Origin of the sequence: Paenibacillus sp. NPDC093718 (assembly GCF_050279985.1) — a bacterium.
In the GTDB taxonomy this organism is placed as follows: domain Bacteria; phylum Bacillota; class Bacilli; order Paenibacillales; family Paenibacillaceae; genus Paenibacillus_AQ.
The window spans coordinates 1-13,071 of the sequence record NZ_JBNNUS010000025.1; the positions used below are offsets into that span (position 1 = coordinate 1).

The window sequence follows — 13,071 nt, forward strand, 5'->3', positions numbered from 1 at the left end:
GCAAAACTGCAGCTAGTAGTGTAACGAAATCTATCTAAGCAGGTAACACACAGAAGCACCAAGATCTCCCGAACTATCCTGCCCGTTAGCTTAATGAAATAGCTGTCGAGTTTTAATTGGATATGTGTCAAATCGGTAATCGAACCAAGTTCTTGTCCTCGGCTCGGGACAAGAACTTGTACCCTTAAAAGAAAAAAGCCGCTGAAATAGCGACTTTCAAATGGACAATGTTTTTGCTCTCCGGCAGATGCGTCACATACCGTCGGAAATTACTTCCTTGGTTCCCCTTTAAATGCAAGAATAATCCTTCGTGTGGCTCCACACTTTTTTATCACAGTTACATTCTTTTTTTTTCAGTTACATTCTTTTTTTATTAGTTACAACCTGTATTATTCAGTTACAAAGAATATTTAACACATTCAGTTGTGTCGTTCGTCTCCCCGCCTTACTCCACCGTCACACTCTTCGCCAGGTTACGCGGTTTATCCACGTCGTTACCACGGGCAAGCGATGCGTAGTAGGCAAGCAGCTGCAGCGGTACGACAGACAAAGCTGCCGTCAAGATCGGCAAGGTCTTCGGAATGGCGAAGGCTTGATCCACGGATTTCAGCAGGCCGGCCACATGCTCTTCATGCGTAATCGCCATCACTTCTGCACCGCGGGCCTTGACTTCCTTGATATTACTCACCGTTTTCTCCATAACCGATTCCTGGGTTGCCAAGGCAATAACCGGAATGCCCTCTTCAATCAGGGCCAGCGTACCATGCTTCAATTCGCCGGCAGCATAGGCCTCGGAGTGAATGTAAGAGATCTCCTTAAGCTTCAGGGACCCTTCTTGTGCTACGGCGTAGTCTTGACCACGACCGATGAAGAACAGGTTCTCATGCTCCGCAATTTGCTCGGCATATCCCTTGATTGATTCTGCGTTGGTCAGCATGGACTCTACCTGTTCAGGCAGAGCTTCCATCGCTGCAATTACTTCAGCAACGGCGTCTTCTGTCATCGTACCGCGTACTTGAGCCAGGTACAGACCAAACAGATAGAACGCAATCAACTGCGAGGTGTAAGCTTTCGTGGAAGCTACGGCGATCTCTGGGCCAGCCAGTGTGCCGAGCACGTCGTTGGCTTCACGGGCAATCGAGCTGCCTACCACATTCGTGATGGCCAGGACATGAGCACCATGGCTCTGCGCTTCACGAAGCGCAGCCAAGGTATCTGCCGTCTCACCGGATTGGCTTACAACGATGACAAGAGTCTCCGGCGTAACGATCGGCGAACGGTAACGATACTCGGACGCCACGTCATTCTCAACCGGAATGCGTACCATCTCTTCAATCACGCTGCGTCCCACAAGTCCTGCATGGTAAGCCGTACCGCAGGCGACGATCTGAACATTGCGAATGTTCTTAATCTGTTCCTGTGTCAGCTTCAGCTCCGGCAGAACGACTTTACGTCCGCTCTCATCCACACGGCCAAGCATGGTATCCCGGTATGCTTTTGGCTGCTCATGGATCTCCTTCAGCATGAAGTGATCGAATCCGCCTTTTTCCGCTGTAACGGCATCCCAGTCGACACGAATCATTTCCCGAGAAATAAAGTTCCCCTCAATGGTCATTAATTCGACAGCATCTGCTGTCAGCAGAGCCATCTCTCCATCGTTGAGAATATATACGTTCCGCGTATATTTCAAAATAGCCGGAATATCAGAACCGATGAAGTTCTCTCCTTCGCCAAGACCGATAATAAGCGGGCTTGCTTGACGCACAGCCACCAATCGATCCGGTTCATACTCGGTCAAGACGCCAAGGGCAAATGCGCCTCTCATGTAAGAGATCGCCTTCTGCACGGCCTTAACGATATCCCCGTCATATTCACGGGCAATGAGATGGGAGATAACTTCGGTATCGGTCTCCGAAACAAAGTGGTGTCCTTGGCTGATCAGCTCTTCCTTAAGCTCCAGATAGTTCTCAACGATCCCGTTATGAACAACGGAGAACTTCTGGCTTTCATCCGTATGCGGATGCGAATTCACGTCCGACGGTCGCCCATGTGTAGCCCAGCGGGTATGACCGATACCTGCAGTTCCCACGAGTGGAGCAGACTCCAGTCTCTCCTCCAGATTGGCAAGACGCCCTTGCGCTTTGGCCACACGCAGACCTTCATTCGTAAACACAGCAATCCCCGCTGAATCGTATCCGCGATACTCCAGCTTTCTCAATCCCTCGATCAACACCGCTTGCGTTTTCTGATTTCCAATATATCCGACAATACCACACATAGTATGATTCCTCCGTTCGATTTCCCTATAATAGTAGGCGGAAATAGAACACGGCAGCATCTGTGCGGTATCAGGAAAGAAGAATGATTTATTCAATTATCAACGTTCAAAGATCCAGCATGATATAGGCTGCTGAGTTGAACAGACATGAATGCACTCTTCTTCCACCGCGCTGCCCTGTTCTAAATCGCACATTCATGTTTTGTATTATTAGTAATAAGAAGCACCTGCGGATACGTTGTAAGAACGGTCGCCCATTCCTTTTCCGTGATTCGCTTACGGTTGGTGCATAACCGAGAGGTCCCCGCCGAATAATCCGAACACCTCTACCTCGTCAACTTGCGTTCTGCCGTTTGGATATCCTAACGTAGCAATAACCAATCCCCGCGCAGGTACAAGCTCTGGCGCTTATAAAGCTTGAAGTAACCTCACAATCCTCGCTTTCTATTCTTGAATGACATCCTTTATTATATTCATGCGTTCAGACTTTGGCAACTCGGCTATTTCCCAGGTGCTCCAAGCCCTGCGTATAATTAACCCCATGAATGACATCGAATGGCCTATCCTCTCAAGCAATGCCGTAATTCGCACTCTTTGCTGACAGGACAGGGGGTGTTGCGCTTTCATCGACTGGCTTCATCGAAAAGCAGCAGGCCAGTGAACCGGATCCGCATAGTTCACTGGCCCTGACAAAAATTAGTCTGCTTTCCTTGAAAAATACACCCTTAGTCTTACGCCAATTCCCGCTTCACCACGTCTGCAATCTGCGTTACATAACGGTCGAGCTCTTCTTTGTCCGGGCCTTCCGCCATGACGCGAATGAGGGATTCCGTTCCCGATGGGCGAACCAGGACACGGCCATTATCACCCAGAATGCCTTCAACTTCAGCAATCGCAGACTCAATAACGGTATTGCCTTGGTACTTGCTCTTATCGCCAACACGAACATTAACCAGCACTTGCGGGTACTTGCGCATGCTGCTCTTCAGCTCATGCAGAGGCTTGCCGGAGGCTACCAACGTATCCACCAATTGAATTCCCGTCAGAATGCCATCCCCTGTAGTATTGTGATCCAGGAAAATCACGTGTCCTGACTGCTCTCCACCCAGGTTATATCCGCCACGGCGCATTTCTTCCATGACGTAGCGGTCGCCGACTGCCGTTTTGGCCGTCTTCAGCTTCAAGCTGTCACATGCTTTATAGAAACCGATGTTACTCATTACGGTCGAAACGATGGTGCCTGCCTTCAGCTTGCCGGCACGGTTCATGGCATCACCGCAAATGCACAGAATGAAATCGCCGTCTACTTCCTCGCCTTTTGCGTCAATGGCAATCAGGCGATCCGCATCTCCGTCAAAAGCCAGACCGAGGTCAGCGCCATGCTGGAGTACAGCCTCGACGAGTTTCTCCGGGTGAGTCGATCCGCAGTGATCGTTGATATTCAGGCCATTCGGCTCAGCACCGATGGTGATCACATCCGCGCCCAATTCACGGAACAGCTTTGGAGCCAGCTCATAAGCTGCGCCGTTAGCACAGTCCAGTACGATTTTCAGGCCGTCAAACCGGTTATTGACCGTCGTTTTCAAATATTCCAGGTATTTATATTTCGATTCGTTATCAACCAGCAATTCACCTAAATCAGCCCCGATTGGTCGCGGCAGATTATCCGTTACCGCATCCATCAGCTCTTCAATCTTAAGCTCTGTCTCATCCGACAGCTTGAAGCCGTCTCCACCGAAGAACTTGATGCCGTTATCTTGTACCGGGTTATGTGAAGCCGAGATCATAACACCCGCGTCAGCCTTCAAGAGTCTTGTGATATACGCCACCGCTGGTGTACTTACGACACCCAGACGAATGACATGTGCACCGATTGACAGCAGGCCTGCAACCAAAGCCGACTCCAGCATAGCCCCCGATACGCGAGTATCCATGCCGATGATGACGGTTGGCTTCTCTTTATCGCCAGTGAGCACATAGCCGCCGCAGCGACCTATGCTGTAAGCCATTTCCGCTGTCAGCTCTTGATTCGCAACTCCTCTTACTCCATCTGTACCAAAATATTTCCCCATGTTTTATATACTCCTTTATCTACTCTTCGTTATTATCCATCAATGGACGTTTCTGACCCCGTTGTCCCATCATTCGATCCGTCTCCCGGCGGATGTGATGGAGTTTCTCCTGATCCGGAGTTATCCGTGTCTTCATGAGTAGGAGGCGTCTCCGGATCCTCCTCCTGATCATTGCCTGTTCCTGCTCCTGATCCCGTTCCTGGTGGAACAGGCGGCTTGTCTTTCTCCGTTCCCTCATTCTTCGAGGTGTCCGGCTCCGTTGTCACGGGCTTGGAGTTATCCTTGAGTTCTACCTTAACAACAGGACGTTCCGAATCCGTACGGTTAATAAAATTAGGAAGCGTGATCTGCAGCGGAATTTCGTGAACGCCGGCTTTCAAACCGGTTGCATTCGCTTCAGCTCCGATATCCGTCGGTTCCAGGCTATTGAGCAAGTCCGGCGCTCCGGTGAGCGTTAAAGATATGGTCTTCGTCTTTGGATCCGTAATGACAGCATCCAAGCCGGAGGCGACCCCTTTTAACGTTATCGGAATTCCTGTAATCACCCGTTCACCATGCGATACCGCCGTAACATCCACCGTTACAGAGCTCGGCTCGATTTTCTCAAAACCTTCGGGCGGCGTCAAGTCGGCCGTAAGCACTGTTGTTCCCGAATTTCTAACTTCTCCCAGATTGATCGTAGCTTCGATATAGGTCTCAGCTCCTGCCAGCGCCTCTTTACTGCCAAACAGCTTCACTTCTTTTACTTTCTGTTCCACCTTGGATAGGACAAACCCTTCCGGCAGCCGTCCCGTATATTGAAGCTCCAGCGGCAGGGTGACAAAAGCCGGCTCAATCGGCACTTCAGCTGCTACTGTAGCAGGCTCAATGACTGCATCTTCCATTACGTTGCCTTCTTTATCATATGCTGTAAGCTTGACTCGTTTCTCCGTAATCTTCTCTTTGGCACCATCAAGCTCCACATTACCTTTGACCTGCCCCAGATTCGCCATTGACGATTCAGGCAGGGTAACCGTGACTTGCCTTGGGTCAATCAGCACGGGTGTTCCGGCCCGGTAATCTTTAGCAGGCTCGCCTTTGGTTCCAATACTTACCGTCACGGATTTCGACACTCTCGGCTCTACCGTCACCGTAACGGCCGACGGTTCCATCGATACCATCTCAACACCACTCGGGATGGAGTAGGTTAGTGGAAGTGTGTGCGTACCCGGTTCTTTGACGTTGCTCAAATCAAGCTTCACCTTATAGTCGTCGGTCAAAAGCGAAATATTGGATTTCTTCCCCCGAACTTCGAGATTTACACGGTCTTTATCAATCCCTGTTAACGCATATTCGCTGTCATCAAATCCATAAGTCTGAATCTCAACGCCTTCAATGATTTTGGTATCATAAAAAGTCGTTGGCGGTGCAGGCGTTCCGCTGTCCATATGAACCATCGCCCACAATAAAATACTGACAGCAAGTGCAATGAGCTTGCTTGCCGTGTTGTTCTTGATCCATTTATCCATTGCTGCCGTCCCCCTTCCGTTTCCAGAAGAACGTGCGTTTCTCCTTAATGGACGCGGCAGGTCTGAGCTCCTCATACAATTTGGAGATGAGAGACTCTTCCTTAATATCTCGAACCACCTGTCCATTCAAGGCCAGCGATACTTGCCCAGTCTCCTCGGATACAACAACCGAAATCGCATCCCCCACCTCGCTGATTCCGATAGCGGCACGGTGTCTTGTTCCCAGTTCCTTACTGATAAAAGGATTCTCTGATAGCGGTAAATAACAGCCAGCCGCTGCAATTTGACCGTTCTGAATAATGACAGCTCCGTCATGGAGCGGCGTGTTCGGTATAAAAATGTTAATAAACAATTCCGAGCTGATCACCGATCTCATCGGAATTCCTGATTCTACATATTCATTCAGGCCCGTCGTCCGCTCAAAGACGATCAGAGCCCCTATTTTGCGCCGAGACAAATAATTAACCGCCTTAATGGTTTCGCTAATTAATTTATTGGTCTCCTCGTCAATATCCGCCGTCCGCCCAAACAGCTTGCCTCGTCCGAGCTGCTCCAGACCACGTCTGAGCTCCGGCTGGAAGATGATAAAGATCGCCAGCACCCCAAATGTAAAGATCTGATTCATCAGCCACTTCAGCGTATACAGATCAAACCAGGTGCTGAGAGCCCAGATGACCACCAGCACCAAAATCCCTTTGAGCAGCTGGACCGCCCGCGTGCCGCGGACGAGCAGTATCATCTGGTATATTATATAAGTAACGATAAGGATATCGATGATATCTTTAATGGTTTCACCCCAGGTCATATCTGTGAAATACTCCATACAGCAACCCCCGTCATTTCCTTTAAGTGCGGGCCCAAAAAATCCGGTTCCTCGAAAATGAATGCTAAGATTCGATTTTACCGAACCAGCTCTCCATTTTCCTTCGGATCACACGGGGACTTTTTGAACTTCCTTTTTAATAACGCATGAGACTTATATATGTAGTATGTACTCTACACTCTCTAGGTTATAACGTTAATCTTTCCGATGCAAGCGGACGCCCTCTGCTTTCCATGAAAAAGATCATAAAATCAACAAAAGAAGCGCCGTCTTTTCACAGAAAAGAGGCGCTTTTATTCAGTAGGCATCAGGTTTCACCTAGCGGTAAGCGGCATCTGTAAACAGATTGGAGATCTTGTACCAGATCCAGTCCATCGCCCGATCTATATCCTTCACTTGACCTGCTATATGTGAGGTGGAAGCCTGAAATAATTCTCCATCAATGACAGTCACATTGCCATTCACTTGACCGTAGACCTTCGTCTTTCCATTCTCGACTGTAATATCTCCCTTGATGGTTTGATCCGGAGGAATAATGACGGTATCTCCTTCAATCACCAGCTTTTCGAATTCGTCACTCTTTACAACCAACTGAGTATCCTGACTCCAAAAACTGATTGTGCTGAAGAGCATGACAACCAAAAACAAAGCTGCAGCCGTGAGTGCAGGATGATTCCTAACCCATTTGACCCAAGCTTTTTGTCTCTTGGGCTGCGGCAGCATGCCCATTATACGTTCCGTTAAATCATCGGATGGCTTGGTCGCATGATGAGTTAAGGAATAAAGAAGCATATCGGTATGCTCCAACTTCTCGAAGTAATTCCGACAGTCAGCACAATCCAGCAAATGCTTCTGCAATTCCAGCTGCTGCGGGTCGGACAAGTCATTATCCAGATAATCATGCATCAAAGAGACGGCTAATTTGCAATCCATTTGTGAGCCAATCCTTTCATTCAATCTCTTTGCTGGGTCTCTTCCCCCATAGGGGCATAAGACTTGCTTATTGTTCATACGTGCCGGAATCAGGGATGTTTCAATTTTTTTAAAAGAAAGTCAGAAAAAATTTGCAGAGACTAACTTTCTGGCTCCGCAAGAAAAAAGCGCCCTTAAACGCGGTCTCTCTTCCTCAAAGAACGGCGATAGGCGTTTTCCCCTCACAATTTGTACTCTAATTTTTTGCGTAAAAATTCGCGTCCACGATGTACACGCGTTTTGATCGTTGTTACAGGCAAGTCCAAAATCTCGCTGATCTCCTGCAGAGATAAATCCTGAATGTACCTTAGAATCATGATTGTCTTGTACTTGGCAGGAAGTCCATCAATCGCCGTATGAATAATGCGCTGTGTCTCGGATAGCAGCATTTCACTCTCCGGTGTACGGTTATCGCTCGGGATCAAGGAGTAGCCGTCCATGCCTTCGCTTTCATTCAGGTCGGCGTCCAGCGAGAAAGACGGCTTGCGCTTGCGCAGCCGATCAATGCTAAGATTTGTACCAATTCGGTATATCCAAGTTGAGAACTTCTGATTCTCGTCGTATCGATCAAGGTTTTTATATACTCGCAAAAAAGTCTCTTGTACGACATCCTCAGCCTCATGGCGGTTACTCAGCATCCGGTAAGCCAAATGAAAAATTTTGTCTTTATAAAGCTCTACGATTTCGGCAAAAGCTCTCTGGTCCCCTTTTCGGGCCAGCTTCGCCAGTCTTACATCCAAATTGTCCACCACAATTCCCCCAGAATGGTCTGATGGGTAACGTCTAAAAAGCATCATTCAAATCGTAATTCAACTGTTTCTAAAAATCAACAATAATTCAAAAAGAATCCCTATTCTCTATCAAAGACAATCATGCTGCAGCCGATACTTTAATCATCAGAGGTTAAACTGCTATAGATGAAAAAACGAGGTCCCTTTAGGGAACCTCGCCTTATACTATCCCTTTCAAACAGCGGTGTCATCCTGTACGGATCAACCTGTATTACGAAGCCCCGCTGCAATGCCGTTGATGGTCAGCAGTACTTCCCGAAGCAGATCCGGATCGTCCTGCTCCTGCTCTCTCAGCTCGCGCAGCTCGTTAAGCAATTGAACCTGCAAATAGCTAAGCGGATCCACGTAAGGATTACGGAGTCGAATCGATTCCTGCAAGACCGGCTGGTTATCCAGAATATCCTGTTGTCCCGTAATCTTAAGAACAAGCTCTTTCGTCAAGTTGAATTCATCCTGAATCAAACCGAAAATACGCTCGCGGGCTTGATCATCCTTCGTCATCAAAGAATACTCCTTGGCGATGATCAGATCAGCCTTGGCAAGAGCCATCTGAAGGGTATCGATCAGTGACGTAAAGAACGGATAGCTCGTGTACATCTTCTGAAGCACCTTCATATTCTCTTCCTTGCCCTGGTAGAAGCTCTGTAAGCCCGTACCAGCAGCGTACCATGCCGGAAGCAGGTAACGACTCTGGGTCCACGCAAACACCCAAGGAATGGCTCTGAGGTCCTCAAAACGGTCACTGTTCTTACGCTTGGATGGTCGGGAACCGATATTCAGCTCTCCCACTTCAGGAAGCGGCGTGGATTCCTTGAAGAAGCTCAAGAAATCCGGATCACGGAAGATCAGATCCTGATATTTCTTCTGTGAAGCGGCCGATATGCTCGAGGAAATCACTTCCCACTCTTTTTCGGTCGATTCTTTTTCAGGGTAACGGGCATTAAGAGAAGCCGTTATAAGTGCTGAAGTCGCCTGGTCCAAACTGCGGTAGGCAATTCCCTTCAAAGAGTAACGGGAAGAAATAACTTCGCCTTGCTCCGTGATTTTGATGCCACCCGCAATCGTTGATGCCGGTTGAGCCAAAATGCTGCGGTTCAGAGGCATACCGCCGCGTCCAAGCGATCCACCGCGTCCATGGAAGTATTTCACCTTGATGCCATACTCATTGGCTACAGCCGTAATATCTTTGAGTGCTACCTGGAGCTCCCAGTTCGCGGTAATAGCTCCGCCGTCCTTGTTGCTGTCGGAGTAACCCAGCATGATTTCCTGAAGCTCATTCATGGCACTAACCGCTTCCCGATAGATCGGCAGGTTGAAGAGCTTACGCATAATATCAGGTGCGGCATGAAGGTCTTCAATCGTCTCAAACAATGGTGCAACCTGCAAAGTAGCTACTACAGAACCATCATTGTCCTTGCGGAAGAGTCCGACTTCTTTGGCAAATACCATCACTTCCAGAATGTCGCTTGCGCCCTCGGACATACTGATCAAATAACTTGAAATACATTTGACGCCGAACTCCTGCTGCGCACGGAATACGGTACGGTATACTTCAAGGCATTCTTCGGTACTGTCGCTGTACTCTTGATAAGGCGTAGTCAATGGACGAGGATCATTAAGCAGGTTATTAAGCAGCTCGATCTTCTCATCTTCACTTAACTGGGCATAATCCTGAGTCACGTTCATTTTACGAAGAATCTCGGCCATGGCATTTTCATGCTCTTGGCTATGCTGTCTGATGTCCAGCGTTGCTGTATGGAAGCCAAATAACTCCGCCTGACGAATCAGTTTTTGAATATACGTGTCTGCAACATAGTCAGCAAAATGGAAACGCAAGCTTCGATCAATGATATTCAAGTCCTCGATAAATTCCTCAGGAGACTGATAACGCTCGCCGCCCGTCATGTTCTCATCAAGAATATGACTCATTTTAGCCAGCATATATACCAGTTTTACACGATAAGGCTCTTTCTCATTGTGCCAAATTTCCATCTTCTTCAGTGTTACATGCTCGCGGTCTTTTTCAATGGATTGAAGTAATTCATCCGAAACGCTCACGATGGATGAGCTGAAGCTGAGGTATTTCATGAATTCACGCAAAATCCGTTGGTATTCACGAATCGCTAGCTTCCGCTGCATTTCAAGCGTTTTCCATGTTACGTCCGCCGTCACTGAAGGATTTCCGTCCCGATCGCCACCGATCCACGAACCGAAACGCAAATAGGTTGGAACGTGCCAATGGTGACCCGGATAATATTTACTTAGGCAGCGCTCCAGTTCTTGATAAACCTCTGGCAGAATGTGAAACAGTGTCTCGTGAAAATAATACATACCGTTTCTGACCTCATCAAGAACCGTCGGCTTACGGTCACGAAGCTCGTCGGTTTGCCACAGCGTAATCACTTCATTCAGTAGTTTCTCCCGAAGCTGCTCTCGTTCGCGGAATGTCAGTGTCGGGTTGTCCAGTTGCATAACATCGTCCGCTATCCGTTTATGAATATCCAGAATAGCCCGACGCATCGCTTCTGTTGGATGAGCTGTCATTACCAGCTCAAGGGATAGACTTTCGAGAATTTCTTGAACTTCTTCAAACGTAATATTGCGCTCTTTCAAATCCTGGACCGCACTTTCAATGGAACCTGGTTGAACACTCTCCCCGGCGGAACGCTCGTAATCGCGTTTGCGACGAATGCGATGATTCTGCTCTGCGATATTAACCAATTGAAAATAAATGGCAAACGCGCGAATCACCTGATGGCGAATGTCGGGCTCCAATGTGCTGATGATCCTTTTGAAATCTGCAAACAATTCTGGCAGAAATACGGATCGCAACGATTTACTCGTTTCGCGAATTTTCTCAACTATATCTAAAAGCTCGTTGCCACCTTGGTGGACAAGAACTTCTCCAAGAATATTGCCAAGGAACCGTACATCACGCCGCAGCAGATTGTTGGAATTGCTCTTTGCGGTTACTGTAAGTTCAGTCATGCTACTCCTCCCATCTCAACCCGTTTCAGCAGTTTGTCTATAGGACGTAACGCCTTCCTAACATCATACAATAAAAGCGCATGAAAATCTGCATTTTCCAGGCGAAAAAATTAGCCAAATCGACAAAACTCATGATATTGATATACCCATATACCATGGACATTAGTCCTATAAACCTTGACCTGCCTATGTTCTTTAGCACATTAACACTTCGCAGGAAAGTCGTGTGAATATGTAAAAAAACATCACACACGGTGATGTCCTGCTTATGTATGGAGCGGGTGATGGGAATCGAACCCACGCTACCAGCTTGGAAGGCTGGAGTTCTACCATTGAACTACACCCGCATATCAACCCAACAAAAGAGACGCTACGCTTCGGAGTATAATCCGATTACTTTTGCGGGGCTTACTCTTAAAGAAATCGGGATGACACGATTTGAACATGCGACCCCCTGGTCCCAAACCAGGTGCTCTACCAAGCTGAGCTACATCCCGATATTAATCTTTTAAAAAAATGGCACGCCCTGAGAGATTCGAACTCCCGACCTTTTGATTCGTAGTCAAACGCTCTATCCAGCTGAGCTAAGGGCGCAAATGGAGCGGACGACGGGAATCGAACCCGCGACCCTCGCCTTGGCAAGGCGATGCTCTACCGCTGAGCCACGTCCGCATTAATGGTGCGCGTGGAGGGACTTGAACCCCCACGTCAAAGACGCTAGATCCTAAGTCTAGTGCGTCTGCCAATTCCGCCACACGCGCACAAGATGAAACAATGGTGAGCCATGAAGGACTCGAACCTTCGACACCCTGATTAAAAGTCAGGTGCTCTACCAACTGAGCTAATGGCTCGCAATTCAGGGCCTCCGAAAAGTAATCGGGATCACCTTCGAAGCGCAACTTCACTTTTTGGGGTAAAGTGGCTGGGGATATAGGATTCGAACCTATGCATGACGGAGTCAAAGTCCGTTGCCTTACCGCTTGGCTAATCCCCAAAATCGATGAGATACTTCTATTGTGCTGATTCTCGTTAGAATCATGCATTAAATGGTGGAGGCTGAGGGGATCGAACCCCCGACCCTCTGCTTGTAAGGCAGATGCTCTCCCAGCTGAGCTAAGCCTCCATACAATATGGAATAAAGATAGTGGTGACCCGTAGGGGATACTCTCACTTCGTTCGAGACTGCGAAGCCTCTGCTTACGAAGGACATCCTCCGACGAACCGACGGGATTCTCATCCCCTGTTGCTTTAAAAATAGTGGTGACCCGTAGGGGATTCGAACCCCTGTTACCTCCGTGAAAGGGAGGTGTCTTAACCCCTTGACCAACGGGCCGCGATTTCATGATGCATGTCCAATTCAAAAGCGAATCTGGAGCTTCCAACCGGGATCGAACCGGTGACCTCATCCTTACCATGGATGCACTCTACCTACTGAGCTATGGAAGCAAGTGGCTCCCCGAACAGGACTCGAACCTGTGACAACTCGATTAACAGTCGAGTGCTCTACCAACTGAGCTATCAGGGAATATATCCGCTTGGCGACATCCTACTCTCCCGGGACCCTTCGGTCCAAGTACCATCGGCGCTGGAAGGCTTAACGGTCGTGTTCGGTATGGGAACGCGTGGAACCCTTCCGCCA

7 protein-coding genes, 11 tRNA genes and 1 rRNA gene are annotated in these 13,071 nt (G+C 48.4%); all 19 read right to left on the bottom strand.

The features are described from left to right. Window positions 1–445 precede the first annotated feature (445 nt). A complete protein-coding gene (gene glmS / locus ACQKPA_RS33050; protein WP_427496510.1) occupies window positions 446–2,278 on the bottom strand; it encodes a glutamine--fructose-6-phosphate transaminase (isomerizing) in 1,833 nt (610 codons plus the stop codon). A gap of 731 nt (window positions 2,279–3,009) precedes the next feature. After that, complete coding sequence (gene glmM / locus ACQKPA_RS33055) at window positions 3,010–4,350, bottom strand: phosphoglucosamine mutase (RefSeq protein WP_427496511.1); 1,341 nt, start codon at window positions 4,348–4,350, stop codon at window positions 3,010–3,012. Window positions 4,351–4,382: 32 nt separating this feature from the next. After that, window positions 4,383–5,858 (bottom strand): CdaR family protein, encoded by a 1,476-nt coding sequence (locus tag ACQKPA_RS33060; protein WP_427496512.1) that lies wholly within the window; start codon window positions 5,856–5,858, stop codon window positions 4,383–4,385. Further along, window positions 5,851–6,681: a diadenylate cyclase CdaA gene (gene cdaA, locus ACQKPA_RS33065; protein WP_071221881.1), complete on the bottom strand. Its 831-nt coding sequence runs from the start codon at window positions 6,679–6,681 to the stop codon at window positions 5,851–5,853. Before cdaA ends, ACQKPA_RS33060 begins: the two co-directional genes overlap by 8 nt. 318 nt (window positions 6,682–6,999) lie before the next feature. Then, entirely contained in the window at window positions 7,000–7,614 is a 615-nt protein-coding gene (locus tag ACQKPA_RS33070; protein WP_427496513.1) for a zf-HC2 domain-containing protein, read from the bottom strand. Window positions 7,615–7,835: 221 nt separating this feature from the next. Continuing rightward, window positions 7,836–8,402 carry an RNA polymerase sigma factor SigW gene (gene sigW / locus ACQKPA_RS33075; protein ID WP_181469840.1) on the bottom strand — a complete coding sequence of 189 codons (567 nt, stop codon included), beginning with the start codon at window positions 8,400–8,402 and terminating at the stop codon, window positions 7,836–7,838. A 243-nt stretch (window positions 8,403–8,645) separates the two neighbouring features. After that, window positions 8,646–11,432, bottom strand: a complete 2,787-nt coding sequence (gene ppc, locus ACQKPA_RS33080) for a phosphoenolpyruvate carboxylase (RefSeq protein WP_427496514.1) — start codon at window positions 11,430–11,432, stop codon at window positions 8,646–8,648. A 273-nt stretch (window positions 11,433–11,705) separates the two neighbouring features. Beyond that, a tRNA-Gly gene (locus tag ACQKPA_RS33085) sits at window positions 11,706–11,779 on the bottom strand. A 76-nt stretch (window positions 11,780–11,855) separates the two neighbouring features. Further along, window positions 11,856–11,929, bottom strand: a tRNA-Pro gene (locus tag ACQKPA_RS33090). Window positions 11,930–11,949: 20 nt separating this feature from the next. After that, window positions 11,950–12,026: transfer RNA gene (locus tag ACQKPA_RS33095), tRNA-Arg, on the bottom strand. 3 nt (window positions 12,027–12,029) lie between these two features. After that, a tRNA-Gly gene (locus tag ACQKPA_RS33100) sits at window positions 12,030–12,104 on the bottom strand. Window positions 12,105–12,109: 5 nt separating this feature from the next. After that, window positions 12,110–12,193: transfer RNA gene (locus ACQKPA_RS33105), tRNA-Leu, on the bottom strand. 14 nt (window positions 12,194–12,207) lie between these two features. Continuing rightward, window positions 12,208–12,283: transfer RNA gene (locus tag ACQKPA_RS33110), tRNA-Lys, on the bottom strand. Window positions 12,284–12,351: 68 nt separating this feature from the next. Beyond that, window positions 12,352–12,426, bottom strand: a tRNA-Gln gene (locus tag ACQKPA_RS33115). Window positions 12,427–12,479: 53 nt separating this feature from the next. After that, window positions 12,480–12,555 (bottom strand) — tRNA-Val (locus ACQKPA_RS33120). Between the two features lie 135 nt (window positions 12,556–12,690). Then, window positions 12,691–12,765 (bottom strand) — tRNA-Glu (locus tag ACQKPA_RS33125). A gap of 37 nt (window positions 12,766–12,802) precedes the next feature. Beyond that, window positions 12,803–12,878: transfer RNA gene (locus ACQKPA_RS33130), tRNA-Thr, on the bottom strand. Between the two features lie 3 nt (window positions 12,879–12,881). Beyond that, window positions 12,882–12,957 (bottom strand) — tRNA-Asn (locus ACQKPA_RS33135). 8 nt (window positions 12,958–12,965) lie between these two features. Continuing rightward, window positions 12,966–13,071: ribosomal RNA gene (gene rrf, locus ACQKPA_RS33140) — 5S ribosomal RNA — on the bottom strand; the annotation flags it as partial.